Origin of the sequence: Arthrobacter sp. ISL-85 (genome assembly GCF_018613675.1) — a bacterium.
Taxonomy (GTDB): Bacteria; Actinomycetota; Actinomycetes; order Actinomycetales; family Micrococcaceae; genus Arthrobacter.
Genome location: NZ_JAGGPQ010000019.1, coordinates 144,254 through 170,141, shown reverse-complemented (window position 1 = coordinate 170,141; position 25,888 = coordinate 144,254). Strand labels below are relative to the sequence as shown.

Sequence of the window (25,888 nt, the reverse complement as noted above, 5' to 3'; positions counted from 1 at the left end):
GTACCCACCGCAGGGTTCAACTTTCAGTGGACCCGTGAATACGCCCTCGGAGAACTGCCGGTTTTCTCCCGAAAAGGCCCGGTCAAACCCCAGTTGCCGGACGTACACTGACCTTCGCACCACGTTTGTGGACATCCTGTCAGGTTGGAGCCCGCCCTTGCTCTGGAAGTTGCTCGTTGAATACCTGCGGCCGCACCGGCCGCTGCTTGCCGCCGTCGTGGTTTTCCAGCTGGCGCAGTCCATCGCGTCGCTGTACCTGCCCACGCTGAACGCGGACATTATTGACCAGGGCGTGGCCCGGGGCGATACCGGCTACATCATGTCCACCGGCAGTGTCATGCTGCTTATTACCCTGGCCCAGATCGCGTGCGCCGTGGTGGCGGTGTACTTTGGCGCGAAGGCAGCGATGGGGCTGGGCCGGGACCTGCGCGGCGCCATCTTTGAGCGCGTGGGGCAGTTCTCCGAGCAGGAGGTCACCAAGTTTGGTGCCCCCAGCCTCATCACCCGCTCCACCAACGACGTCCAGCAGGTGCAGCAGCTGGTACTGATGTCCGCCACGCTCATGGTGGCCGCGCCCATGCTCAGTATCGGCGGGGTGATCATGGCCATCCGCCAGGACGCCCAACTGTCCTGGCTCATTGCCGTGTGCGTCCCCGTGCTGCTGATCGCCGTCGGCCTGATCGTCACGCGCATGGTGCCGCTGTTCCGCAAAATGCAGGCCCGGATCGATACGGTCAACCGCGTCCTGCGCGAGCAGCTCACCGGCATCCGGGTGGTGCGGGCGTTCGTGCGCGAGGACATGGAGACGGAACGCTTCGCCGGCGCCAACGCCGACGTCACCGACGTTGCCCTGCGCGCCGGTCGCCTGATGGCCCTCATGTTCCCCACCGTCATGCTGGTGCTGAACGTCTCCAGCGTGGCCGTCATCTGGTTCGGCTCATTCCGGATCGAGGACGGGTCCATGCAGGTGGGCACCCTGATCGCGTTCCTGAGCTACCTGATGCAGATCCTGATGTCCGTCATGATGGCCACCTTCATGGCGGTGATGATCCCGCGTGCGTCGGTCTCTGCGGACCGTATAGGCGAGGTGCTGGATACCAGTTCCAGCGTGGTGCCGCCGGAGCGTCCGGTCACCAGCGCGGTCCGGCGCGGTGAGCTGGAAATGCGCGACGTCGGATTCGCCTACCCTGGTGCCGACCAGCCCGTCCTGGCAGGCATCAGCTTCACCGCGCGGGCGGGGCAGACCACGGCGATCATTGGCAGCACGGGCTCGGGCAAGACCACCCTGGTGAACCTGATGCCCCGGCTTTTCGACGTCACTTCCGGTGCGGTTCTCATGGACGGCGTGGACATCCGCGACCTGGATCCGGACCTGCTGTGGGGGCACATTGGCCTGGTCCCGCAGCGGCCCTATCTGTTCTCCGGCACGGTGCGCAGCAACCTGCTGTACGGCAACCCGGACGCCACGGAGGACGAGCTGTGGGACTCGCTGGAGATTGCGCAGGCGCGGGACTTTGTGGAGCGGATGGAGGAGGGGCTGGACGCGCCCATCTCGCAGGGCGGCACCAATGTTTCCGGCGGGCAGCGGCAGCGGCTGGCCATCGCCCGGGCCCTGGTGAAGCGGCCCGAGCTTTACATCTTTGACGATTCGTTCTCCTCGCTGGACACCGGCACGGATGCCCGGCTGCGCCAGGCGCTGAAGCGCAACATCGCGGGGGCCACCATGGTGATCATTGCCCAGCGCGTGTCCAGCATTGTTGATGCGGACCAGATCCTAGTGCTCGACGACGGCAGGATCGTTGCGCAGGGCACGCACCACGAGTTGCTGGAGACATCGGAGACGTACAGCGAGATCGTCTCGTCCCAGTTGGCAGCGGAGGAGACGGTATGAGCACGCACCGTGCAGGAACCCGCGCAGGAGACGGTATGAGCACGCACCGTGCAGGAACCCGCGCAGGAGCCAACCCGGGCGGTGGCGCCCCCGCTGGAGCCGCAGGCGGCGCCAAAGCCAGCCAGGCCGACGTCGTACGCATCCCGCGCCCGGCCGGCGGACCGGGAAGGGGTGGACCGTTTGCCGGGATGAATGTCCCGGCGGAAAAGGCGATGAACTTCGGCGGCTCCGCGAAGCGGCTCCTGGGCACGCTGCGGCCGGAACGGTTTTGGCTGATGCTGGTGCTGCTCATGGCCGTGGCGGGCGTGGTGCTGCAGGTAATTGGGCCGCGGCTGCTGGGGGAGGGCACCAACCTGATCTTCTCCGGTGTCGTATCCAAGCAGCTGCCGCCGGGGATGACGCAGGCGCAGCTGATCGCGATGCTGCGGGCAGCGGGGGAGAACCAGAAGGCGGACATGCTCAGCGCCATGACGCTGACGCCGGGCGCGGGGATCGATTTTGGGGCGCTTGCCGGCGTGCTGATGTGGGCGCTGGTGCTGTACGTGCTGGGGTCGGCGTTTATGTGGGGGACCGCGTACGTGCTGAACGGCGTCGTGCAGCGGACGGTGTTCGGGCTCCGCGAGCAGATTGAGGCGAAGATCAACCGGCTGCCGCTGCGGTATTTCGATTCGATCCAGCGCGGCGAGCTGCTCAGCCGGGTGACCAACGATGTGGACAATATCTCGCAGAGCCTGCAGCAGTCCATCAGCCAGGCTGTGACATCGGTGCTGACGGTTCTTGGCGTGTTGGTGATGATGTTCATCCTGTCGCCCACGCTGGCGCTGATCGCGCTGGTGACCATTCCGCTGACGCTGGGAATCACCACGCTGATTGCCAAGCGCTCGCAGAAGCTGTTCGTGCAGCAGTGGAAGAACACGGGCGAGCTGAACGGGCAGATCGAGGAGACCTACACCGGGCATGCGCTGGTGAAGGTGTTCGGGCGGCAGCGTGAGGTGGGGGAGCGGTTCCGGCAGAAGAATGCCGAGTTGTATGAGGCGAGTTTCGGCGCGCAGTTTATTTCCGGGCTGATTATGCCGGCCATGACGTTCATCGGGAACCTGGTGTACGTGGGGATCGCGGTGGTGGGTGGCCTGCAGGTGGCGTCCGGGGCGATGCAGCTGGGTGATGTGCAGGCGTTCATCCAGTACTCGCGGCAGTTCACCCAGCCGCTGGCGCAGCTGGGGTCCATGGCGAACCTGCTGCAGTCCGGGGTGGCCTCGGCGGAGCGGGTATTCGAGCTGCTGGATACGGAGGAGCAGTCCGCGGATCCTGTTGGGGCTTCGTTGCAGAGCCCGGATGGTGCTGCGCGGGGGCGGCTGGTGTTTGAGGACGTGTCCTTCTCGTACTCGCCGGATAAGCCGCTGATCTCTAACCTGTCCCTGGTGGCCGAGCCGGGGCAGACGGTAGCCATTGTTGGGCCCACGGGCGCCGGCAAAACAACCCTGGTAAACCTGATGATGCGGTTCTACGAGCTGGACGGCGGGCGGATCACGCTGGACGGCGTGGACATCACCACCATGAGCCGGCACGACCTGCGGTCGCGGATGGGGATGGTGCTGCAGGATACGTGGCTGTTCGGTGGAACCATCCGGGACAATATTGCCTACGGACGGCCCACTGCTTCTTCGGATGAGGTTCTTGAGGCAGCCCGGGCCACGTATGTGGACCGGTTCGTGAAGTCCCTGCCAGAAGGGTATGACACGGTGCTGGACGATGAGGGGTCCAACGTCTCCGCGGGCGAGAAGCAGCTGCTGACCATTGCGCGGGCCTTCCTGGCGCAGCCGTCTGTTTTGATTCTGGATGAAGCGACGTCCTCGGTGGACACCCGGACCGAGGTGCTGGTGCAGAAGGCCATGAGGGCGCTGCGGTCCGACCGGACGTCCTTCGTGATCGCGCACCGCCTGTCCACGATCCGCGACGCCGACCTCATCCTGGTAATGGAGGCCGGCCAGATCGTGGAGCAGGGAACGCACGCTTCACTGCTATCCGCCGGTGGGGCTTATGCGCGGCTGTACGAGGCACAGTTCGCGGCGCCAGTGGCAGAGGTTTAGCGGTTCAATTCGTGGTCCCGCGGAGGACCAGCGACCCTTCAAGCTCGAAGCGCTGGTCACTGCTCGCACCGGGCCTGCCCGCTGAGCGCAGGATGGTGACAGCGCTGCGGGCAGCGGACGCCAGGTCCAGCGAGATGCTCGAAAGCGGTGGATGGGTTGTAATTGCCAGAGTGTCGTCACAGCCAAGGACGTTGATGTCCTCCGGGACGCGCAGGCCGTGTGCCCGGAATCCGGACATCAGGCCGTGGGCAACAACGTCGTCGAAAGCGATCACGGCGGTGGCTCCTGCGGCTTCCACCTCACCGCTGACCTCCAGGGCATCGGCGTAATTTCCGGACTTGGCCCGGAAGAAGTGCGGCTCCAGCCCGAACCTTTCCAGCGTTGACTGTACGCAGCCGTGGCGCTGGGCGTCTGACCATGACCTTGCCGGGCCGCCGACGTAGGCAATGCGGGTGTGGCCGGCCTCCACTAGGTGGCGGAGCCCCTCCTCCAGGGCTTTGGACGTGCTGATGAGGACGCGGGGGACGCCGGCGACATCGCGGTTGATCAGCACCGTCGGCTGGCGTTCCGCGATCGTCTGGAGAACCCGGTCTGAAAGCCTGGAGGAAGCAATGATCAGTCCCTCAACCTGCGGCGAAAGCCGCTCGATCATCTGCAATTCCCGCTTGGTGTCCTCGGCCGTGTCGGCAACGAACACGGCCAGGCCGTAATCCTCCGCGGCCAGCTGCGCGTATCGGATAAGTGGGGGAAAGAACGGGTTGGCAACATCTGGGAGGACCAGCCCGATGGCGCCGGAGCGGCCTGTGATCAGGGCGCGGGCGTGGTGGTTGGGAACATAGCCGATCTCTGCCGCCGCGTCCATGACCCGTTGGACAGTCTCCGGCTTCAGCTTTCCCGGGTCGGTGAATGCCCGTGACACAGTGGAAGGTGCCACCCCAATGCGCTTTGCCACCTGGACGATTGTGGATTTGGTCTTCACAGCAATTGCCGTCCAAGCTTGATTGCAGTTTCCACCAGCTGCTCGGCGCTGCCCCGCTTGAAAGGGGCCGGCATTCCGTAGTAGCGGTGGGCGTCGGTAACCTCGTATCCTCCGTGCTCATATTCATCAGAGGTGGGAAAGTAGCCCGGACAGCCGTTGCTGTAAGCGGCTACCAAGACCGGTGTGGCGAAGGCTTCCTGGATGCGCTCCGCGCATCCGAGGAAGGGTTCTCCCGGCAGTGCCACCAGGAGCAAACTGCCCAGCCGGAGCACCGTCACCGTCCCCCTCCATTTCATGTCCCTCAGCAACTGGTCCCGGGCGGTCCAGTCAATCCAGGTCTGCAGCAAGGCCCGCTGCCCGGGCGGAGCGTCCGCCATGAGCTTAGTCCAGTGGGCTGCCAACTCCGCAGGGCTCCGGGTGTCGAGCATTTCGAAGCAGAGCTCCACGGGAGCTGCGGCGGCGGCGCTGACGTTGCCCAGCGAACTGGTTGATGACAGAGCCTGGGCAGCCACCTTGCCCAGCAGCTCCCCGATCCGTTCAGCTTCCGCGAAGGTCCGGTGTCCGGCCCTTGCCTGGGAATAGGAACTTTCGGCGGAATGACCAGTGTTGATATCGCCGGCGGCCCCGGTCAGGAAGACTGCGGTAGAGCCTGGGACAGCGGTCTCAAGGTGGGTGCGCATGAAGGCCGGGTAGTCCCCTGAGATCAGCAGGTTGTCAGCACCAAGCACAACAGGATGGCAAGGATATTGCACCAGCCATGCTTTCACTGTCCTGTCCTCCCGCTTGAAGACAACAACCTGCAATGCCGGATCTATTGAACGTTCCGGGTGCCGCCGGTTCTTCGCGATGCCCAGGCCGGAGAAGGATTCGTAATAGACCTGGCACGATTCCCGGGAGCTGCAAGCATCCTTAACTGCAACAACTGCCGCGGCGCTGATGGCTTCGAGGATGTCCGGGTCGCACTCGCCCAAACCAGCACGCGTTGCGCATGGTCCGGCATGGGTGTGGGTGGCGCTGATGACCGCAGGCCCTTCCCGGAAGGGGATCCGGTCCGCGATGGTCCGGCAGGTCCCTTCGTCGAGTCCGCAGACATCCACCGTCACCCAGCAGAAGTCGGCAATAACGAGGGCACGCACAGTCAGGGGGTCATGGACTCCAGCGCTCAGCTCGACGCGGGCAGCGAAACCGGACATCGGGGTGCCGGGCGGAACGGCAACGTCAACGGAAGCCGCGCCCACCCACAGCTGGCTGCTGCCGCCGTCGGCGATTGGCACGGATGGTGCGCTCATCGCCCGACGTTCTCCAGGGTGGGCGATGACCTGATGACCTCCAGCACTGCTCCGGAATCCGAGACGAGGACCATGTCGGCAGGTGCACCAGGTTGCAGGGTGCCCAGCCCCTGTCGTGCTCCGGGGAGTGTCCGCGCCGGATTCTCGGTTACGAGTTTGAGCGCCTGTCCAAGGCCCGCGCTCGTCGACCTGACAACGTTGCGCAAACCGTCTGGAAGGCTTGCCGCGGCGCCGGCCAGAAGTTCGGTTCCCACATAGGAGAGCCGCCCGTGCTCATCCAGGTCGACGCTTCCGCCCACAGGAGTCTGGTACCGCCCCGGCTGTTTACCGGCAATCGCCGTTGTGTCCGAGACGAGGAATGCCCCGCGTGGTCCTTTCGCACGCAGCATGACCTCAAGGGTTTCGGGGGGCAGATGGTGGCCGTCCGCGATCAGGCCGCAGTTCACCCGGTCATCGGCCAACTGGGTCCAGATGGCGTTGGGATGGCGCGGGATCATCGCAGCAATTCCGTTGCCCAGGTGGGTGGACAGGGTTGCGCCGGCGTCGATGGCGCTGAGCACTTCGGCTGCGGTGGCGTGGGTGTGCCCAATGGAAACCCTGATGCCCATGGAGCAGATCTCCTGGATGCCCTTGGGTGCGTCGGTCCAGTGCGGAGACACTGTCACCACGCCTATCCTGGAGATCGCGGCCCACCGCCGCACTTCCTCCGGGTCAATGGGCCTGACCTCGCTGGCGTCATGGACTCCCCGCGCACCGTCACGGTCCGAAATGAAAGGGCCTTCGACATGGACGCTGGGAATAGCGTCCCGCACCCGGGCGTCTGCGTTCCGGGCCTTTTCCACGCACCTCAGCGCGTGGTTGATCGCTTCCTCGCTCGCAGTGATGACGGTGGGCACCCAGGCGGTGACGCCGATCCGGGCCAGTTCCTCGGTGATTCCCTCGATAACTGTGCTGTCGGCGTCGGGCCCGTTGACGTCCATGCCAAGGTAACCGTTGACCTGCGCATCGACGAAGCCGGGTGCCAGGACCGGCAGGTCCGAGGCGTTGGGATCGTGTTTGCGTTCGACGGCGGTGATGTAGCCGCCGTTGTAGTGGACAGTGAGAACATCCCCGCGGCCGGCGTCGCGGCCGTTGATTGTCCGCGCCGTCATAGGGAATGCACCCTGCCTTTGAACCGGTCCAGGAACTTCCTGTTCGCTTCGTCGCCGCCGGGGGCGTTGCCGGAGCGCCAGACGGGCGGTTCGATGTTCCGCTCCCGCAGTTCCCTGGTGGTGCACTGCACGAGCCAATTGAGGGTGTAGGCGTTGGCGAAGGTGGAAACGGCGCCGACTTTTTCGCTGACGCCCGGCAGTTCCATGACGGCGTCTCCAATCAGCACCTTCGTGTCGATGTGAAGGTCGACGACGTCGTGCAGGTTGGATCCCGACGGATGCCTTGCAGGGTGGTCGGCTGTTGTCTTTTCCGCGTGCTCCCGGGAGGAGATGCCGATAGTCCTCACGTCCAGCGCACTGGCTGTCAGTGCGGCGTCGATAAGGGCGGTGTTGATCCCGTAGGCGTTCACGAGGATCAAGAGGTCGCCCGCCACCAGGCCCGCGTTGTCGATTACGATGCGGCCGTAACCCGGTGTTCGCTCCATCGCCATCGAGCGCAGCGCCCCGCCGGCGAGCATGGTCCCCTCGTCGAGGATCGCCGAGATGTGCATCAGGCCTCCGGCGCGGAAGAACACTTCCTGGCTGGCGAGGTTGGAGTGGCCGCCGGGTCCGTAGATGTGGACGAGGCGGTCAGCGGCAATCTGTTCGGCGAGGATCGAGGCCGCCTTGGAGATGGACGCCTCCTCTTCTGCGTGTATCCGTTCCAGGAGGGACGTGATGCGGGCCAGGTAATCGGCGCCCAGTTCAGCAGCGTCAGTCATCGCGGATCAGACTCCCCGTCCAGGTACAGGGACGCCTCGGGATGGGTGCGAAGGATGGTGCCGGGGTGTTCCCCGGTGATCGGCATGCGGAGGGTGTCCTCGACTGCCTGCCTCTTCGCCCGCCCCGGCACGGAGGCAATGATCACCGCAGCGTTGAGCAAGCGCGGGATGGTCACCGTTACGGCCTGCCTGGGCACGTCTCCCAGTTGCCCGAAGTGGCCCTCATCCACCTGCTGCTGCCGTGAGACGTCATCCAGTTCGATCACCCGGGCCGCTTTCCGGTCATTGAAGTCAGCCGGCGGGTCATTGAAGGCCAAGTGGCCGTTGACGCCCAGGCCGCACAGCACAAGATCGAATGGCGCGGACCCCATGGTGCGGGCATATTCTTCGGCTCCCTGGGCAGCGTGCCCGGCGGTATTTATGCGGTGGAAGTCCTTGGGGCTGACCGAATCGAAAACCAGCCGCTGCAGCCAGTTCCCGAAGCCCTGTGGTGCATCCGGATGAAGCCCCACATAGTCGTCCATGTGGAAGCACTCCACTCGGGACCAGTCGACGGCGGGGTGGGTGATGAGCGTGGCAAGGGTTGCTTCCTGGCTGGGTGCCGCGGCGAACATGACCCTGGCCGTGCCGTTGACAGCAATGGCGTCAGCGATGACGTGCGCGGCATGCTCCCCGGCCGCTTGGCCGAGCTCATCTTTGGTGGTGTAGGCACGGACCGTGAGTGTCCCTTGTTGTGCCGGACTGGCGTCGAGGTCACTGTGCTGCATGTAGATCATCCTTTTCGAGTCGATTGAGAAAAACCAGCGTCCGCGCAATATGGAACGGATCCTTGACCGGGAGCGCAACCACCTTGTCCAGCGGTTCGCCCTGCCTGTCCCGGATCTGCGTCCATTCATTTCCGTCCGCGTTAGGAAAAGTTGCAAGGGTGTAGTCCGTGATCTTCGAATTCCATTCATCGAAGCCGAAGCCGGCGTAGTGCCGGGCAAGCAGTTTCGTGGCGTACATGGCTTCTGCATGCACCCACCACAGCTTGGTGCTCCAGGTGGACTGAACGAGATCCTCATAGGGGTCGCCACCGAAGAGCGATCCCTTGGGTGCGCCGCCGTCCTTGTCCACGTATCGGAACAGCCCGCCGCACTCCACATCCCAGCCGAGCTCCAGGGCGCGCAGGGCAAGCCCGGGCAGCCAGTGGGGGATGGCTGTTGCGGAAGCGCCCATGGCCTCTTGGCTATGGATCAGCATCCACAGGCATTCCAAAAGGTGCCCGGGTGTCTTGTGCCTGGCGAGGAGGGATTCTGCGTCCTGAATGGAGTCCGGCCTGAACTCCCACCACTGCCCTTCCTGCAGCATGGGTTCTGTGCCCTGACCCTCAAACAGTTGATCCAGCGCAAAGGCGACGGCGTTCCTGGCCTCTTCCGATCTGGTTGCCTTGAAGAGCTCAGACCCGGTGTGGAGCAGGGTCATGGGACCCGCAAGGTCGCTGAAACCCGCCCGGACGGGATACGGCGCAGTCAGGGCATTCCGTGACCTGATTCGCGCCAGGGCGCTGGCCATAATGTCGTCGGCGGCAGCCGAAGCCATTGACCTGGCCGGTTCGGGATATCCCGGCTCCTTCGCCGCCCCTGCAAGGCCAAGAACCGCGAACAGGTCGGCAAACACGCTGGTGGCCAGTTCACCGTTCGGTCCAGATGGCAGAGGGCTTCCGGTCTGGTCTGTACGGAAGGCGGTGAACCCGCCCTCCAGCACTGCGTGGGTCCTGACAAACTCAGCTGCCTGGACTGCCCGCCTGGACCACTTGGCGCCGTCGGCATCCAGGATCCCCAAGCGCGCGTCCGCGGCAATCTCCGCGCACAACCAGGCCCAGCGTCCCTGCGACCACGTGTACTTATCGGTGGATTCCAGGACGCCGGCGTTGGAAAAGCAGGTCAGGACGCCGCCGTGCACATCATCAGCGGCGTTGTCCTCCCACCAAGGAAGGATGGCCTGCTGCAGGTGGTCCCGGGGGGAAAAGCTGGATGCGGTCGTGCCGCGCCCCGGGCGGGTCCAACCGGACTTTACAGCGGTCATGCCTGGACACCGGCCGCGATAGCCGTCTCGTCAGACTCCTCGGGAGCCTCGACATTCAGGGAATCAACCAGGGCATCCGATTCGGCGTTTCGCCATGGCCGGATGACACCCATGAGGCAGAAGACCACGATGGAGGCGAGGATCGGGGCAGCGACAGAAACCGCCTGGGAGAGGTCGCCCAGTGAGGCCATCTGGGCTGTGAGCACGTACTTGTTGACGGCAAACACGATCAGGCCGGCAGCCCAAGAAAACAGCGCGGCCGACGGTCCGCATCGTTTGAACGCCGGAAGCATGCCGAGCAGCATGGGAATGGCGATGGGTCCCACGAGAGCACCGAACCACAGGATGAGAAGGCCCAGGACCCCGCCGAATGAATCCGCTGACAGGGCGATCAGCATCGAAAGTCCAATGAACAGGAACGTCGAAAGCCGGCCTGCCGCCAGTTCCGTCTTCGAGGCCAGCGGCTGCTTTGACCGACGGAGCGCCGGAATGATGTCACGGGTGATCACCGCCGAAATGGCGTTGGCGTCTGATGAGGTCATGGCCATGGTGTGTGAGAACATACCTGCCAACACCAGCCCGACCAGACCCGTGGGCAGGAGCATCTGGGCCACCAGCGCGTACGACTGTTCCGGCTGCGCCAGGTTTGGCACAAGGAGCGGCGCTGCCCACATCGGGAAGAACAGGACCAGAGGCCACACCAGATACAGGCCGCCCGAGAGCAGGATCGACTTCCGCGCCGAACCTCCAGTAGGTGCAGCGATGAACCGCTGGGCCAGGTTCCAGGTGCCGCCGTTGTAGGAAACTGTGCTGATGACGATGTACGCGAGGAAGAATCCCATCGTCAGGCTACCGCCGAAAGGCGCGGAATGTGATGGTGGCAGTTGGTCCCACATGACGAAGATCGAGGAGATTCCGCCGAGCTTTGCCATGGTGGCAACCAGCAGTGCGATGGCTGCCACGAACTGAATGACAAACTGGCCAAAGTCGGTAAGGGCGTCTGCCCAGAGGCCTCCGATGGTGGAGTACACCATGGTCACTCCGCCCACCAGGACGATACCGAAAGGCAGCGGGACACCTGCAAATGACTGGAGCAGGATGGCACTGGCCGCCCATTTGGCGGCAACGTCGAAGACCTTCAATGCGGTCCCCGACCACGCCAGAACCTGCTGAGCCGGAAGATTGTAGCGGGTGGTCAGATACTCCAGCGGCGAGATGATGCCCAGGCGCTGGCGCAGCCGCGGCCACCGCGGGGCGAACAGAAACGATCCGACAACACAGGCGACGGTGATGCTCAGCGCCCACCATACATAAACCGCGAATCCGGTCGTATAGGCGAGGGCGGCGTACCCGACGAATACTGCGGCGGAGTAGCCCGACATGTGGTGTGAAATACCGGCCAGCCACCAGGGCATTTTGCCGCCCGCCGTAAAGAAGTCTGCCGCGTTGTGTACCCGCCGTCGTGACCACCATCCGATCCCCACCATCACAAGGAAGTATCCGGACAAGACGATCCAGTCGAATGAGTGCATAGCTCTCTCCTTTGAAAGCAGGTTGGGAGGTGACGCAGACCACTCTTGCATGCAAACGTTTGCACGACAATACCTTACCCAAAGTAAATTCCGACACACGGTCTACGAGAGGAGCGCGGATACGATCTGGAAAAGCAATGCAAACCTTTGCGGCTGCGGCGAGGCCTCGATGCGCGACTCAAAATGTCGGACCCTAGTGGCAAGCTTCGGTTCATGGAAAGCAGCGTGGTTGTGGATGGGGGAGGCGGGGCCGGGTTGGCCGCGGCCATTAGATCCCTGACCGGGCTGATGGGCGAGTTGGCCGGAGTCGTGGGCCGCTCTTCGGAAGCTGCAGATGGCGTCGGCCGCCTGGACGACCATGATCCCTTGCATGACCTTGCCGAATCGTGTCTGGACGGCCTAGGGGTTGTGGCTCGGATCGAAGCCGCCGCGGCGGCGGTAAAGGTCCACTTCCTGGCTACACACGCAGAAGCAACAGCCGCTATGGAACCGCCGCCCGAAACCCCGTATGAGTCTTCGGCGCGGGAAATGAGTGTTGTGGCCGAGGTGGCTTGTGCGCTCACGATCGGCGAAGGTCCTGCATCCATGCTGTTGCAGGAAGCCCACGCGCTCACCACCTCTCTTCCGACTGCGCTCAACGCCTTGCAGGCTGGCATCATCTCTTGGCGGCATGCCCAGATCATGGTTGATGAAACCAGCGGCCTGGACCTCGCCGGTGTCACGGCTTTGGAAGCTCACTTTCTGGACCCGGAGGCGCCGAACGCAGCCCGGGGTGCATCCGCTGGGGAGTTGGTGCCAGGCCGTTTCCGGCGGAAGGTACGTGCTTGGCGGGAATGCCATCACCCCGAGTCCCTTGAAATGAGGCACGCCAGGTCGGTTGAAGACCGGCGGATGGAGTGCAGCCCAGACCGTGATGGGATGGCATGGGTCTCCCTCTACATGGCTGCGGACAAGGCCTGTGCCATCTGGAACAAGTCATCTGCCTTGGCCCGTGGACTGCAAGGACCGGATGAACCTCGGACCCTCACTCAACTCAGGGCTGACGTGGCTGCAAAATTGTTGCTTGGTGAGACCGGGCAGTTCGCCGGGTCGGGTCCGTCCCATAAGGCGGATGTGCTGGTCACGGTACCGGTCTTTTCACTCCTCGGTTTCACGGACGAGCCCGCCGATCTTGACAATTACGGGCCCATCCCGGCGTCGATGGCACGCAGAATCGTCACCGAAGGTGCCGGCTGTTTCTATCGGGTTCTGGTGGACCCCCGCGACGGAGCCCCGTTGGAAATTGGCCGCACCAGCTACCGGCTACCGGAGTCTCTGAAGCGGTGGTTGAGGATGCGGGATGGCAAATGCACCTTTCCCGGATGCAGCAACCCGAGTCAGGACAACGAGGCGGACCATCTCGCAGCCTGGGAACATGGGGGAACCACCGCGATCCATAACCTGGGACAACTGTGCCCCAAACACCATCGACTCAAGCATCGATCCGGCTGGAGCCCAAGTCCGGCTACAAGGAATGAGCCACCTGGGTGGGTCTCGCCCACGGGCCGGCAGTACAACGCTGAACAACTGGACCGGGAACCGACGCTTTGGCCCACAGGCTGCCTGCCCGGAGAAGCGAGCGCACTGGAGACTTCAGTTGTTGACTATCTCGTCGCCTCTTCGCCCGCGGCTTGACGTTACTTCCCATTCACTACGCTGCAACCAAGGCACGGCAAGAGGGCCACCCAGGCGAGCATGAAAGTTCCGGTCACCAGTTTGGTGAGCAGGGCTTCGGGCGTCATGACACTTTCCTCAGTGGGTTCATGCGGGACGCACAACTGGCGGCCGGGTCCCACTGCAGCCGTTTCGACCTACAGGAGCCTGGCGTACAGAAAGCTGGTTCCCCAGCATGACGGCTCGGCGGCAACCAGCCCAGGCGGTATCGTCCCGATCTGTCCCTCCGCGTTCACCGGGCGGCCACCGGGAAGCCCTTTGTCGTTATCCCAGGTCCAGCAGTCTTGGCGGGCACCCTCTGCCCAGCCTCTCCTGATGAGCCGGGCGGAATAACAGTCCCTGTTCAAGGAGTACGCCGTGTTCGTGAAATCTGGCTTTGCCACACTTGCCGTCCTCGCCACCCTCGCGGGAACAGCAGCAGCTCCGGCCCAGGCGGCGGACAACACCGACAGCAACCAGGCCTTCACCTTCGGCGTCATCGGCGACATCCCCTACGGCGCCACCGAGATCGCCAAGTTTCCGTCCCGCATCCAGGACCTCAACGCGGACAAGGATCTGAAGTTTGTAGCACACGTGGGCGATATCAAAAACGGCTCCTCAGTCTGCTCTGACGAATACTTCTCGTACATCCGCACCCAGTTCGACACCTTCACGCACCCCCTGGTCTACACGCCTGGCGACAACGAATGGGTGGACTGCCACCGCACCAACAACGGCGCCTACAACCCGCTGGAACGCCTGGACAAGATTCGGGAAGTCTTCTTCAACCAGCCTGGCAAAACCCTCGGGGCCACCATGCCGGTGAAGTCGCAGGAGAACCTGGGACTGCCGGAGGATGTCCGCTTCGACAAGAACCGGGTGGCCTTTTCCGTGCTGAACGTCCAGGGCAGCAACAATTCCCTCCTGCCGTGGACGGGCCTGGGCAAGACGTCGGCCACGCCGGAGCAGTTGGCCGAGGTGAAGCACCGCACGGACGCCGTCATCGCCCAGATCCACCAGACCTTCGCCGACGCAAAGCGGAGCAATGACCGCGCCGTGGTGCTCATGCAGCAGGCCGACATGTTCGATCCGTCGTTCCTGGCCGACGCCACCGCCAACCCGGCCACGGTCTCCGGCTTCCGCGAGATCGTGCAGACCATGGTCCAGGAAACCAACAACTTCGACGCCCCGGTCTACCTGGTCAACGGCGACAGCCACGTCTTCGCCGAAAACCAGCCCCTCGCAGCGGGCTCGCCCTGGCTGGACATCTACGGTTCGCCGGCCGCGGACAACCTCCAGCGCATCACCGTGGACGGCGCCAACAACGCCGTGGACTACGTCCGCTTCACCGTGGCCGGAAACAGCGCCAAGGGTGCTGATGTGCTGAGCTGGGAAAAGATCCCCTTCAGCCAGTAGGCACCCAACGGAAGCGGACGACGTCGGGCGCCCACCCGCCGTCGTCTTCTTGGGAATCCCGAAGCTCTGGACACGGGTGATCGCCGGATTTATCGTGCAAAGGTGGCGGCTGCCTGACTGGCAGGATGGCCAGTGCTGCCGGTCCGCCGTTGCGGCCGTCCGTCATGAGGAGGAAGCAGATGGCACACGTTGAAGAGGTTGAGGAGACGGTTGAAGTCGCTGTTCCGGTGCGGACCGCGTACAACCAGTGGACCCAGTTCGAATCCTTTCCGCAGTTCATGTCCGGCGTCGAGTCGGTGACCCAACTGAGCGACACCACAAACCACTGGGTCACCAAAGTGGGCGGCGTTCAACGGGAGTTCGACACGGAAATCGTTGACCAGGCGCCTGATGACCGGATCGCCTGGCGCAGCACCGACGGCAAGTCGCATGCAGGCATCATCAGGTTCACGCCCCTGGATGCCACCCACACCAAGGTCAAAGTCCACTTCGAATGGACGCCGGAAACCGTCACCGAAAAGGGCGGCGCGGCGCTCAACATCGACGAGATGCAGGTCAAGGCCGACATGCGGAAGTTCAAGGACTTCATCGAATCCCGCGGCGGAGAAACCGGTGGCTGGCGAGGCGAGGTATAGGAAACAGCGGCCCGTCGGACAGTTTTAGGCACCGTAAGCGGACGACGGCGGGCGGCCCTCGCCGTCGTCCGTTCTTCCCAGCGCAGGGCTGCTATAGCCGCGCCAGGAAGTCCTCGGCGAACCGCGTCACGCCGTCCCACTCGGTGTACACGTAGTCCCTCGAGGTATCCGTCTCCAGCGACCCCTTGCCGCCTGCAATTCTCTTCATGACCAGGCGCTTGATGAAGTTGTACTGCGTGTAGAGCAGCGCGCCGCCGAACAGCGCCACCTGGGATGGGCGCCAGCCCGTCTCCTGCTCGAATGTCTCCACATAGGTTTCGGCGTTTTCCGCGTCGCCGTGGGCGGCCAGACTCACGGAGAAGAGGGCGGACGGAAGCCGGTCCAGGGTCTCCCGGTTTTTTTGGACAAAGTCCTTGACGTATTCCTCGTGCTTGCTCATGTGGACGGATGCCCCCACCATCACCGCATCGCACCCGGACGGAATGGTGTCCCCCGCGGCCTTGATGTCTGCAGTTTCAGCTTCATGTCCGTGCGCGCGGAGCACGTCGGCAATGAACTCGGCGATCCTGGCTGTTTGGCCTTCAGTGGTGCCGTACGGAATGTAGATGCTGGCCATCTTGGGCCTCCTCGTGGTGTCCGGACCCGACCCGCACCACTTTGCCAAGTCCAAGTTGGCGGGCGTAGGGCCTAACGTCCCGGGGCGGGCGACGGCGGGAACCATCCGCCGTCGCCGGCCTTCCTATGTGCCGGGTCCTGCGGCTGGAGGCGAAGCTCCATAAAGACGCTGTTCGGGTCCGCGATGTAGTCGGAAAACGGTGGGCACTCGCTGAAACCGTGCCGGGCGTAGAGGCGCCGCGCCGGGGCGAAGTAGTCCTCTGTTCCGGTCTCCAAATAGACGCACTCCAGCCTTAGCTTCCGGGCGACGCCGAGGATGTGCCCGAGCATGAGAGTGGCCACGCCGCGTCCCCGAGCGGTGGCTGTGGTGCGCATGGACTTGATCTCGCCGTGCCTTGCCGGGCCGGTGGGGGAGTGCAGGAGCTTGAGGGCGCCGCAGCCCAGCAGGCTGCCATCCTCGCGCGCAGTCCAGAATGTGATGGACGGTGCGGACAGTGCGGAGTGGTCCAGGGCGTGCACGCTGTCGGCGGGCGAGGTGGCGTACATGTCCGCCAGGTGTTCGCTCAGGAGGTGGTGAACGTCGTCGCGCGTGGGGCTGTCCTGGTCGATCGTAATCATCGCCTCAAACTTACACGTTGCGCGCGGCGTCGCTCATGTGCCAAGATTCCCCTGATCGTGACCGAACTCTGGAGGTGAGACCCATGAACGCAGTAACCGTAATGGGTGCTCCCCCGCAGCCCACGATCCGCGGCTGACCGAGCCGTCACCGGGAGCGCCGCACAGGCAACTTCGCGAAAGGCGACTCCCATGAACACAACACCTTCCTCCATCCCGCACACTGATTCGACGGTGTCCTCCAGGCGTGCCCTTGTCCTCGGTGGCGGTGGCTCCACAGGCAACGCCTGGCTGATCGGCGTCCTCGCCGGCCTGGCCGATGCCGGGCTGGACGTGACCGGCGCCGACCGGATTATCGGTACGTCCGCCGGGTCCACAGCCGCTGCCCAGATCAGCGGCGCGAGCCCTGGCGAACTCTATGCCTCCATCCTCCGCGCGCCGCTTCCGCAACGGACGCGTCCCCCGGGAACGCACGCTGCCGGCCAAGGGGTGCCGAGCCACCTGGAACGTACGGACAGGATCATCGCTGCCTCCGCGACCGCGAGTGACATGCGCCGCAGGATGGGCGCTGCGGCACTGGAGCTGGTGGCAGCCCATGACGGCTCCGAGCGGTGGAGGACTACCGTCGCGGCACGGCTGCCCGTGCACGGATGGCCAGAGCATGAACTCCTGATCACGGCGGTGGATGCGGCCACCGGGGAAGCGACGGTGTTCGACCGCCGCAGCGGAATCAACCTTGTGGACGCCGTGGCTGCCAGCTGCTCCAGCGCCTCCGCCTACCAAATCGGCGACAACAGCTATATCGACGGCGGCTACCGGCGAAACGAGAATGCCGACCTTGCAGCAGGATGCGGACGCGTCCTGGTGCTTTCCCCTTTCAGTGGCAGGACGCGGATGCCGCTGGAGTGGGGCATGCAGCTGGCTGCCCAGGTGGAGGAGCTGCGTTCGGCTGGCAGCAAAGTTGCGGTGATCTCTCCGGACAGCGAGGCCGACTACATGTTCGGTGCCAACGCGATGGACCTGTCGCTCCGGCCGGCCGCGGCTCAAGCGGGGTACAACCAGGGCAAGGCCTGCGCTGGGCGGCTCGCCGAATTCTGGCGCTGATGCCCCGAATGGAGGGGCTGGATAAAAATACTAAAAGGCGTAAGGTGGCGGTTAACGCAGGCAATGAGAGGCGTGATTCCAATGTCCGGGAAATCCCCGAAGGGCGATGCCGCTAAGAAAGTCGGCAAGTCAATTCTTGAAAAGCGGGCCGAAAAAAGAGCAAAACATGAAAGCGGCGTACTCAACGTTGTGAAGCCGCGCAAGAACCAGCGGTGATCAGCGGGCGTCCGGAACTCCTAGCCCGGCCGCCCGCCGCCCGTGCCGAGACAGAAGTGAAGAGGACGACGGCGGGCGCCCACCCGCCGTCGTCCTCTTCATAGGCCTGTTAATCCTCGATGGTGACGCCGCGCCAGAACGCGATCCGGTCCTCAATGTGCTTGGCCCGCGGCTTGGGCTCGGGGTAGAACCAGGCCGCTGCCTTGTTCAGCTCACCGTCCACGTCCAGCGTGTGGTAGCTGGCCTGGCCCTTCCACGGGCAAAAGGTGTTCTTGCCGCTTTCCCTGAGGTATCCGGCGTTGACGGCGTGCCGCGGGAAGTAATGGTTGCCCTCCACCACCACGGTATCCGCTGACTCGGCGATGACTTTTCCGTTCCAGATAGCCCTGACCATCAGTGTCCTTCCGTCGCTGCCCGCGCACCTGGCGCGGTACGTGTGTACGGATGCCAACGGCCTGGGAGGTGGGCTTGTTCCCCACGCGCTACTCCAGGTCCTTGTCGATGACGCAGAACCGGTTCCCGTCCGGATCCTCAAGGACCACAAAGTCGGGGTCCTCCGGGTACATGTCCCAGTCCACGCGCTTGGCGCCGAGCGAGAGCAGCCGCTCCACCTCCGCGTCCTGGTCATCCGCGTACAGGTCCAGGTGGATCCGCGGGTAGGCCTGGACCGGGGTTTCGCTGAGCATGAGGGACAGCTGGGCGCCCGGGCCCGACGCCGGGGCAAGAGTCACCCACGTTTCGTCACCGGGTTCCCGGGGGACGTAGCCGATGGCGTCGCTCCAGAACTTGGTTGCGGCGGCGACGTCGTTGACGCCGAGGACAATGGTGCCGATGGTCAACATCCGCCCAGCCTAAACCCCGCCGGCGGGGCCCGGCTAGACTCGCGGGCATGGGGTGAAGCCAAACATGCCTGAAGAGCACCACCCGTCCAGCCGCCCTAGACGGGCGCCTTAGCGTTCGGGATTGTTGATGGGCTTGTCCAGCGCCAGGCTGATGGTCTGGCCTGGTGCCAGCTCGCCGTTCGGCAGGTCTGCGAATTCGTACCACGCCCCACCTGTGCCCTTACTAGGACGGTTGGCCGACCTCAGGTCTGTCACGCCGAAGCGGAAGGAAACCTGGCGTTCGATGTCCCCTGGAGCGGTGGTGTAGGTCAGCGGGATCCCTTGGGCATCGGCAGTGAACGTTCCCTGGGCGCCTGCAATTTTCACGTCGCCAGGGATCAGTCGAACCTTCGTACCTGCGGGGATGGGCTCATTCGCTGCCAGTGAAGGGTTGTACAGCAGGATCTGTGCCGTGGTTGACCGGAATTTGTAGCCCAGGCCGTCGAACGAGTCTCCGTCCACCGTGGTGTAGAAGATCGTCTGGCCAAACGAGTTGTTGACCGATAGGCCCGAGCCGGACCTGCTGTCCACCGGTTTCTTCTGCAGCTGGATGAGCCTTCCGGCCTGGATGAAGAAGACGTTGCCCTTTTCGTGGGTGAACGGGACCTTGTTTGCTTCGGACAACTGCTCTTCGGTGAGGTTGAAGCGGTAAGTGATGCCGCTCAGGGTGTCGTTGGGTTCCACCGAGTAGCTGGTTGGGATGCCATCTGCGTCTACGGTGACAGGGCCGCTCGCGCCGGTTGCCGGCCCGGCCGGAATCAGGCGGAGCCGTGTGCCTGGGGTGAGGGGGGTTCCAGTCTGAAGGCCGTTAAATGCGGTGAGCTTGGCCTCGGAAAGCTTGTACGCTGCAGCCACCGCCGCAGGAGTGTCGCCTGCCACGGTGATGTAGAAGTCAACGTTGCCAAACGAGTCGCGCACGGTTTGCCCGCCAAGGGGAGGCTTTGCGGCGGGGGCCGAAGCCGCCACGCTAGGCACGGTTGCCGCGGCCGGCTGCACCGGGGGTGCGGGATCGGAGGCCGTACATCCTGTAAGTCCCAGCGACAGCAGGACGGTGAGAACGGCGGGTGAACGAAGGGGTGGGCGCATGCCCGTTTCGCGAGTGCTGCCAGTTCCCACCATGAAAATTCCCCCAAAAAGTTCGGCATAGCCGAGTCATGGTCCAGGCGGACCAAAGAGAGCCTAGCGGATAAGCCTTCTGTGAACGCGTAGTAGCCACGAAAAACGGAAAGCGGACGACGGCGGGACGCGCCCGCCGTCGTCCGCACACGAAATTTTTAGTGCTTGTTCCCCGTGGTCATATGTCGGAAATTTCCGACGTATGATGGACGGGTGCTACCCGATGTCTTTGCCGCCGTGTCCAACCCGGCACGGCGCATCATCCTGGACGAGCTGCGCCAGGGGTCCAGGACCGCCGGTGAACTCACCGGCCTGCTGGACCTCAGCCGACCGGCCGCGTCCGAACACCTCGCCGTGCTCCGGGAGGCACGGCTGGTGCGGGAAGAGCGGCAGGGGCGGAACAGGGTGTACCACCTCCAGCCGGACGGGCTTGCCGAAATTGGCGGCTGGGTGAAGCACTTTGAGCACTACTGGAACCAGCGGCTGGATGCGCTGGCAGACCTTCTGGACGAGGAGAAACCATTATGACCGAAAACGCCATCCGGCTTGAACGCCGCTACCCCCATCCCGCCGCGGCGGTGTGGGCCGCACTGACAACACCGGAACTATTGGAACGCTGGTGGGCGCCGGGCAACATCGCACCCGTGGTGGGCCACCGCTTCACCATGGACATGGACGCCTGGGGCCAGCAACAGTGCGAGGTCATGGCCGTGGACCCTGGAAAGTCCATCAGCTTCCTCTTCTCGGAAGGCCAACTGGACACCACCATCACTTGGCGCCTGGAACCCGTGGACGGAGGCACCGTGCTCCACTTTGAACACGCAGGCTTCCAGCTCGACACCCCCATGGGCCGCCATGCCATCGAAGGCATGGGCAACGGCTGGCCCGGCCTGCTGGCCCGCATCGACGTGGTTCTTGCCGGGGTGTCCTGACCTCCCGGCCTACTGCTACGCTCCACGTAGCCGGCCCGTCGCGGGGCCTTGCGGGCACTTCGTTGCACAACACCCTTCTACTACCGGCCGCCGATGCATCCGTTCCACGTTTGCACTGCTGTTTTCTTCCTGACTCGATCCGGCTGGACCCGCTGCCTGCACCGGTTCCGGTCAGCACCTTGGGCGAGACGCTCCGGCTTGAATGACTGCAACAGGGGAGCGGGCCGGAGACCACGGGGAAATCGCTGCAGCGAAGTGCACCGCACCTTCCTGGACTGAGGCCGCGCGGGACGGTGCCTCGGCCGACGTCGCGCGTTTACTGCTCCGGTGGAGGGGTAACCATGGAGTATGACTGATTCAGGAGCAGGCGGCGCTGACGACCCCTTTGACGGCAACGACGGGGTCGTGGCCGGAGCCGGGCACCACGAGACGCCAGAGACCATCGCCGAGGATGTCCGCCACGACATCCAACTGGGCCACGTCCAGGACGATGTTGCCCACGTCCTTGAGGAGCGCTTCGAGGAAGCGGGCATTGATGCGCGCCCCGAAGAAGTGGATGACCTCGCCGAAGAAATCGAGCGGGACGCATCCAGCTGAAGAACAGCCGGGGCGGGCCTGAAACGGCGGGTAACGACCTGGATCAGTGCGCTGGCCGTGTTGGGCGCATGGCTCTAAGAGTCATACCGGTGGTCCAGGTGGCCCGTCCCCACCTGGTTGTGCCGCGCTCTAGGGCCAGTCGGCGCGGGTGAAGCGAATAGGGCTCCGCATTGCGAGAAGGCAGTCAGACGTCCATTCCGCCACCCTGTGCTGTATGTCCAGTGAATCCGCGGCTGCATCCTGCTGCCCATCCTGGTTTGTGGCGTCCTGAAGATCCTCAACCGAGCTTTTCACATATCCCCCTTATAAAGCGTGTGTGCCCACACTAGGCACCACCGGATGCCAAGGGAAGAGGGTTAATCCACCTGCCGGATAAACTTCGCAGATCTTGAGGAATGCCCTACTCGGCACCCGGAAGGACCGTTGTGCTGGCAGTACCTTCTTTGACGACCAAAGCTCCGGGAGCCGTAAGCGGGATCACTTCCATCCGGCCCGCAGGCCCGGCCATCACCAGGACCTGCTGCGCCGTTACGCCTTCCAGGGCTGCCGCCACCTGCCGCACAGCCTCCTCAACCCCCGGACCAGGGACGGACGACGGCGGAAGTCCGGCGCCGCCGTCGTCCGCCCTCAGCCAGGTGGTCACCTTGGCACCTCCGGTGGAGTCGGCGATGCTGTGGGCCAATGCTTCGGGATCCACCGAACCCGGTGAATATCCAATGACCAGGGTGACCCGCTGGACGGTCGGCTTTTGTGCGGGTGCCGCGGCAGCAAACAGCGCGCGGTCGTGCCGCCACAGCGCGAAGTGGTGGCCGGCCACGAGCCCGGCCGCCACCAGGAGGCCCAAGGGCGCCCGGATGCGGTCCAGGACGCTTCCGCCGGCGACCTCGCCCAGGAGGAATTCGAAGAGCCGGTAGCCAATCACCAGCAGCGTAATCAGGGCAACCACGGCACTGACGCCGAAGAATGCCACCAGGTAGAGGCGCCGGCCAGGCGGAATGTCCTCCGCGTTCCGCGGCTGGTGCCGTGGCTTCCAGGCCAGCCACCAGACCGGGGCCCCCACCACAAGGGAGCTGATGCCACCTAGAAGCAGCGTGCGGGTGGCCCCGCCGGCCAGCGGCGATACGGCCGCTGCGAGCAGTGCGTTGACCACAACGCCGACGCCGGAAGCCGCCGCGGCAAGGGCCACCGCAGAGGTCACCAGCAGGCTGGCACGGCGGGTCCGGGTGGAACGGGTGACGGACGCGGTGCGGTGGTAGCGCCAGACCAGGGTTCCGATTACTGCGGACGCGATGGCCGGGGCGAGGGGCTCGAGCAGGTCGTTCAGCGGGCCGCTCCGGTCGAATGCCAGCCGGAGGAGGACAAACAGGATGACCCCCAGGCCGCCCAGGGCGGCGATGCCGGCGACGAAGATGCCAACGGCGATGATGGTGACGTCCGCCAGGCGTGTCTGGAAGCGCCGCCCACCCTCCCGGAACCAGTGCCACCACCACACCGCAGCACCACCGGCAGCCCAGGCGACGGACCGCAGGATGGGGAACCACCAGGGCTCCAAGGTGGCGGCGGGCGCGAAACCGCGGATTGCAACGTCCAGCAGTATGCCCAATGCGGCAATGGCGGCGCCGGCGCCCAGGAGCAGTCCAAACACGGAGCCGACGACGGCCCGTACGTCTTCGAGGTGGAGCGACGGTTTGCGGGGATGCTTCCACATCCACCGGTGCCACCACCAGATGGCTGACCACACGATCCCGTTGGCCAGTGGGGACGGCCATCGGCTTTCGTGCGTGTCAATGAAGGACGTCGCCAGGTTCAGCAGTGACGTGGTGGCGATGATCAGCGAGACTGCGTACGTCCCGGCCAGGTAGAGGCCCCACCCGGGGGCCCTGCGCTCCGATTCGTCGTCCAGGCGTCTCCACACGAACCACCACAGCAGCAGCGCCAGCGGGCCGCCAATCAGGGTGAAGGCCAGGGACAGGGCCAAACCGGCGACGTCACCCGAGACCAGGGTGGATGCCGTACGGAAGAGACGCTCCAACAATCCCTGGAGCCCGGACGCCGAGATGACCACTAAGGCAAGCAGCAGGACGTACAGAATCAGCCGGCGGAGGGTCGCCAGGCCACTTGTAGGAGCGGTGGCCGCAGAAACTGCCGGCGCCGTCATTGCTTCACCGGTACCACTGCGCACCCCATCAAGGGGTATGGCGGCTGGTCAATCATCCATTTCCCGCTCACCCTGAGGAGTGAGAACACGTCCTCCATTTCGTACTCGGACGGGCCAAAGGGTCCACCTGGGGTAGACCGGACGATAGAAACTTTCACCGTGGCTGAATCGGTGCGCTCCGTTGTCGAAATCAGCACAACGCGGGCGGGCGCCGGCTCGCCGGTGTACGTACCGCGGCACCGGCTCTTGGCACCCTCTGTGAGGTAGGAGGCGGCAGTGGAAGCGTCACCGTCGATCACGGCCTTGCTGTACCGCTGGACCACCCCGGCGGGGCTTGCTTCATCCAGCGCGGCCGGCTCACCGCGGGTAAACACCACTGCGAGTGCCACCACCACCAACACGACCACCACGCCCACCAGCGCGAGCAGGATCCGGTCCGGTCTTCGCGCGGGGCGGTCCGTGGCGGCGCTGTCGTCCATGGCGCAAGTATGGGGCACGATAACCGATTTCGCCTGCGTCCTGGGGCCTGTTCTTCAGCTGCCTACGACCATCTACAACGTCGTTGCTTCTGATGCAACGCATTGCCCTTAGCTGTTTTCTTGCAGGCAGCCACCCTTCCTCGTGCGCAGAGGTAGCTAGTGGTTGGAAATACTCCTGCGGACTATTGACTGTGTCACCCGTCACGGCCTATCTTGAAACAACCACGTTGCAAGCAATGCAACTCCAACTTTCATTGGTGGTTTCATGAGTACCCAACAAAACTCACCCCGGGCAGGAGCAGTTGCCGCTGACGCCAACGCTCCTGGCGAGGCTGGCGGCGGTATGGACAACGCCGTTGCCGGCAAGGACGTCCGACGCCGCGTTGTCACCGCCAGCTTCATCGGCAACTTCGTCGAATGGTTCGACTACGCCGTGTACGGCTACCTGGCAGCGGTCATCTCCTCGGTCTTCTTTCCCGAAGCGGACCGGCAGACAGCACTCCTGGCAACGTTCGGCGTCTTTGCTGTTTCCTTCTTTGTGCGTCCCCTGGGCGGCTTCTTCTGGGGCCACATCGGGGATAAGCTCGGCCGCCGCAAGGCGCTGTCCCTCTCCATCGTCATCATGTCTGTCTCCACCTTCTGCATCGCCCTCATCCCCGGTTACGGAACCATTGGCATGCTGGCCCCTGTCCTGCTGCTCCTGGTCCGCGTGGTGCAAGGGTTCTCTGCCGCAGGCGAATATGCCGGAGCATCGGCCTTCCTGGTGGAATACGCGCCGGCCAACCGCCGCGGACTCTACGCTGCCGTGGTTCCGGCGAGCACAGCGGCAGGCCTGCTCCTGGGCTCATTGATCGCGGCACTCCTCAGTTCGGTGCTCAGCACGGACCAGCTGCATGAGTGGGGCTGGCGGCTGCCGTTCCTGCTGGCCGCCCCCATGGGCCTGATCGGCCGCTACATCCGCACCAGGCTCGAGGAAACCCCGGCCTTCCGCGCCCTGGCTGACAAGGAGGAGTCCGCGCCTAAGGCTCCGGCTCTGGACATGTTTCGGACCTACCGCAAGCAGCTCGTGATTGCCTGCGGTGCGGTGCTGCTCAACGCCGTCGGCTTCTACGTGATCCTCAGCTACATGCCCACCTATCTGTCCGAGGAACTGGGCTTCGGGCCCACTGAATCCTTCCTGGCCACCACTATCGCCCTGGCCAGCTACATCGGCTTTATCTTCCTGACCGGCATCGCGTCGGACCGGTTCGGCCGCAGGCGCATGCTGATCACCGCATCGGTCCTGTTCATGTTCCTGACCGTCCCCGCCTTCATGCTTCTGGATACCGGCAACTTCCTGGTGATCGTCCTGGTCCAGATCCTGCTGGGCGGAATGCTGACCCTGAATGACGGAACCCTGCCCAGCTTCCTTGCCGAACTGTTCCCCACCAAGGTCCGGTACAGCGGCTTCGCCGTGAGCTTCAATCTTTCCAATGCCCTCTTCGGAGGCACCGCACCGTTCATGGCCACCCTGCTGATCAGCATGACCCAGAGCAAGCTGGCGCCCGGCTGGTACCTCGTGGCCGCATCTGCCGTGTCGCTCCTGGCCGTGCTGTTCGCCGCCGAAACCTCGCGGAAGCCCCTCAAGCACCTCTGACCAACCAGAGACGCACACCCATCCGGGTACACAGAC

General features: G+C 64.2%; 25 protein-coding genes. 11 read left to right on the top strand and 14 right to left on the bottom strand.

Translation table 11 applies throughout. The annotated features are described in order from the left end of the window. The first annotated feature begins 157 nt into the window (after window positions 1-157). Together J7I84_RS15500 and J7I84_RS15495 are read left to right on the top strand one after the other, a co-directional pair. The gene (locus J7I84_RS15500) at window positions 158-1,891 is read left to right on the top strand and encodes an ABC transporter ATP-binding protein (protein WP_214945436.1); all 1,734 of its coding nucleotides are present in this window, start codon (window positions 158-160) and stop codon (window positions 1,889-1,891) included. 35 nt (window positions 1,892-1,926) lie between these two features. Next, window positions 1,927-3,981: an ABC transporter ATP-binding protein gene (locus J7I84_RS15495; protein WP_285291234.1), complete on the top strand. Its 2,055-nt coding sequence runs from the start codon at window positions 1,927-1,929 to the stop codon at window positions 3,979-3,981. A gap of 4 nt (window positions 3,982-3,985) precedes the next feature. Here the strand turns inward: J7I84_RS15495 and J7I84_RS15490 are convergent, their stop codons facing one another. From J7I84_RS15490 to J7I84_RS15460, 7 genes are read right to left on the bottom strand one after another with little or no spacing between them, the layout of a single operon-like run. Further along, window positions 3,986-4,933 carry a LacI family DNA-binding transcriptional regulator gene (locus tag J7I84_RS15490; protein WP_214945435.1) on the bottom strand — a complete coding sequence of 316 codons (948 nt, stop codon included), beginning with the start codon at window positions 4,931-4,933 and terminating at the stop codon, window positions 3,986-3,988. A gap of 23 nt (window positions 4,934-4,956) precedes the next feature. Further along, window positions 4,957-6,249 carry a neutral/alkaline non-lysosomal ceramidase N-terminal domain-containing protein gene (locus tag J7I84_RS15485; RefSeq protein WP_214945434.1) on the bottom strand — a complete coding sequence of 431 codons (1,293 nt, stop codon included), beginning with the start codon at window positions 6,247-6,249 and terminating at the stop codon, window positions 4,957-4,959. Then, window positions 6,246-7,400, bottom strand: coding sequence for an N-acetylglucosamine-6-phosphate deacetylase (locus J7I84_RS15480; protein ID WP_214945433.1), 1,155 nt, complete (start codon window positions 7,398-7,400; stop codon window positions 6,246-6,248). Before J7I84_RS15480 ends, J7I84_RS15485 begins: the two co-directional genes overlap by 4 nt. Continuing rightward, entirely contained in the window at window positions 7,397-8,161 is a 765-nt protein-coding gene (locus tag J7I84_RS15475; protein ID WP_214945432.1) for a sugar isomerase domain-containing protein, read from the bottom strand. The genes J7I84_RS15480 and J7I84_RS15475 overlap by 4 nt, the downstream gene beginning before the upstream one ends. Then, window positions 8,158-8,928, bottom strand: a complete 771-nt coding sequence (locus J7I84_RS15470; RefSeq protein WP_214945431.1) for a 6-phosphogluconolactonase — start codon at window positions 8,926-8,928, stop codon at window positions 8,158-8,160. Before J7I84_RS15470 ends, J7I84_RS15475 begins: the two co-directional genes overlap by 4 nt. Continuing rightward, window positions 8,915-10,228, bottom strand: coding sequence for an AGE family epimerase/isomerase (locus J7I84_RS15465; RefSeq protein ID WP_214945430.1), 1,314 nt, complete (start codon window positions 10,226-10,228; stop codon window positions 8,915-8,917). The genes J7I84_RS15470 and J7I84_RS15465 overlap by 14 nt, the downstream gene beginning before the upstream one ends. Further along, entirely contained in the window at window positions 10,225-11,760 is a 1,536-nt protein-coding gene (locus tag J7I84_RS15460) for a sodium:solute symporter family protein (RefSeq protein WP_214945429.1), read from the bottom strand. The genes J7I84_RS15465 and J7I84_RS15460 overlap by 4 nt, the downstream gene beginning before the upstream one ends. 213 nt (window positions 11,761-11,973) lie before the next feature. Here J7I84_RS15460 and J7I84_RS15455 point away from each other — a divergent pair, with 213 nt between their 5' ends. The 3 genes from J7I84_RS15455 to J7I84_RS15445 all read left to right on the top strand — a co-directional run bounded on the left by J7I84_RS15455 (window position 11,974) and on the right by J7I84_RS15445 (window position 15,503). Then, window positions 11,974-13,434: an HNH endonuclease signature motif containing protein gene (locus tag J7I84_RS15455; RefSeq protein ID WP_214945428.1), complete on the top strand. Its 1,461-nt coding sequence runs from the start codon at window positions 11,974-11,976 to the stop codon at window positions 13,432-13,434. A 396-nt stretch (window positions 13,435-13,830) separates the two neighbouring features. Then, window positions 13,831-14,868, top strand: coding sequence for a metallophosphoesterase (locus J7I84_RS15450; protein WP_214945427.1), 1,038 nt, complete (start codon window positions 13,831-13,833; stop codon window positions 14,866-14,868). Window positions 14,869-15,047: 179 nt separating this feature from the next. Beyond that, the gene (locus tag J7I84_RS15445) at window positions 15,048-15,503 is read left to right on the top strand and encodes an SRPBCC family protein (protein WP_214945426.1); all 456 of its coding nucleotides are present in this window, start codon (window positions 15,048-15,050) and stop codon (window positions 15,501-15,503) included. Between the two features lie 91 nt (window positions 15,504-15,594). Here the strand turns inward: J7I84_RS15445 and J7I84_RS15440 are convergent, their stop codons facing one another. Then, window positions 15,595-16,119, bottom strand: coding sequence for a flavodoxin domain-containing protein (locus tag J7I84_RS15440; RefSeq protein ID WP_214945425.1), 525 nt, complete (start codon window positions 16,117-16,119; stop codon window positions 15,595-15,597). A 71-nt stretch (window positions 16,120-16,190) separates the two neighbouring features. Next, a complete protein-coding gene (locus tag J7I84_RS15435) occupies window positions 16,191-16,736 on the bottom strand; it encodes a GNAT family N-acetyltransferase (RefSeq protein WP_214945424.1) in 546 nt (181 codons plus the stop codon). 189 nt (window positions 16,737-16,925) lie between these two features. Here J7I84_RS15435 and J7I84_RS15430 point away from each other — a divergent pair, with 189 nt between their 5' ends. Beyond that, window positions 16,926-17,837 carry a patatin-like phospholipase family protein gene (locus tag J7I84_RS15430; RefSeq protein WP_214945423.1) on the top strand — a complete coding sequence of 304 codons (912 nt, stop codon included), beginning with the start codon at window positions 16,926-16,928 and terminating at the stop codon, window positions 17,835-17,837. 72 nt (window positions 17,838-17,909) lie between these two features. Beyond that, entirely contained in the window at window positions 17,910-18,053 is a 144-nt protein-coding gene (locus tag J7I84_RS15425; protein WP_214945460.1) for a hypothetical protein, read from the top strand. A gap of 109 nt (window positions 18,054-18,162) precedes the next feature. On the opposite strand, the gene J7I84_RS15420 is transcribed toward J7I84_RS15425, so the two are convergent. From J7I84_RS15420 to J7I84_RS15410, 3 genes are all read right to left on the bottom strand, one after another. Then, window positions 18,163-18,447 carry a DUF427 domain-containing protein gene (locus J7I84_RS15420; RefSeq protein ID WP_214945422.1) on the bottom strand — a complete coding sequence of 95 codons (285 nt, stop codon included), beginning with the start codon at window positions 18,445-18,447 and terminating at the stop codon, window positions 18,163-18,165. A gap of 88 nt (window positions 18,448-18,535) precedes the next feature. Further along, a complete protein-coding gene (locus J7I84_RS15415) occupies window positions 18,536-18,895 on the bottom strand; it encodes a VOC family protein (RefSeq protein ID WP_214945421.1) in 360 nt (119 codons plus the stop codon). Between the two features lie 108 nt (window positions 18,896-19,003). Further along, window positions 19,004-19,900, bottom strand: a complete 897-nt coding sequence (locus tag J7I84_RS15410; RefSeq protein WP_214945420.1) for a LysM peptidoglycan-binding domain-containing protein — start codon at window positions 19,898-19,900, stop codon at window positions 19,004-19,006. Window positions 19,901-20,263: 363 nt separating this feature from the next. Here J7I84_RS15410 and J7I84_RS15405 point away from each other — a divergent pair, with 363 nt between their 5' ends. The 3 genes from J7I84_RS15405 to J7I84_RS15395 all read left to right on the top strand — a co-directional run bounded on the left by J7I84_RS15405 (window position 20,264) and on the right by J7I84_RS15395 (window position 21,579). Next, the gene (locus tag J7I84_RS15405) at window positions 20,264-20,578 is read left to right on the top strand and encodes a helix-turn-helix transcriptional regulator (protein ID WP_214945419.1); all 315 of its coding nucleotides are present in this window, start codon (window positions 20,264-20,266) and stop codon (window positions 20,576-20,578) included. Continuing rightward, complete coding sequence (locus tag J7I84_RS15400; RefSeq protein WP_214945418.1) at window positions 20,575-20,982, top strand: SRPBCC domain-containing protein; 408 nt, start codon at window positions 20,575-20,577, stop codon at window positions 20,980-20,982. The genes J7I84_RS15405 and J7I84_RS15400 overlap by 4 nt, the downstream gene beginning before the upstream one ends. A 348-nt stretch (window positions 20,983-21,330) precedes the next feature. Continuing rightward, window positions 21,331-21,579: a hypothetical protein gene (locus tag J7I84_RS15395; protein WP_214945417.1), complete on the top strand. Its 249-nt coding sequence runs from the start codon at window positions 21,331-21,333 to the stop codon at window positions 21,577-21,579. A gap of 400 nt (window positions 21,580-21,979) precedes the next feature. Here J7I84_RS15395 and J7I84_RS15390 read toward each other — a convergent pair whose 3' ends face one another. Together J7I84_RS15390 and J7I84_RS15385 are read right to left on the bottom strand one after the other, a co-directional pair. Continuing rightward, the gene (locus J7I84_RS15390; RefSeq protein ID WP_214945416.1) at window positions 21,980-23,737 is read right to left on the bottom strand and encodes a DUF5671 domain-containing protein; all 1,758 of its coding nucleotides are present in this window, start codon (window positions 23,735-23,737) and stop codon (window positions 21,980-21,982) included. Continuing rightward, on the bottom strand, window positions 23,734-24,216 hold the full coding sequence (locus tag J7I84_RS15385; RefSeq protein WP_214945415.1) for a hypothetical protein: 483 nt from the start codon (window positions 24,214-24,216) through the stop codon (window positions 23,734-23,736). The genes J7I84_RS15390 and J7I84_RS15385 overlap by 4 nt, the downstream gene beginning before the upstream one ends. Before the next feature lie 265 nt (window positions 24,217-24,481). On the opposite strand from J7I84_RS15385, the gene J7I84_RS15380 reads away from it, so the two are divergent. Next, on the top strand, window positions 24,482-25,852 hold the full coding sequence (locus J7I84_RS15380; protein ID WP_214945414.1) for an MFS transporter: 1,371 nt from the start codon (window positions 24,482-24,484) through the stop codon (window positions 25,850-25,852). Window positions 25,853-25,888 lie beyond the last annotated feature (36 nt).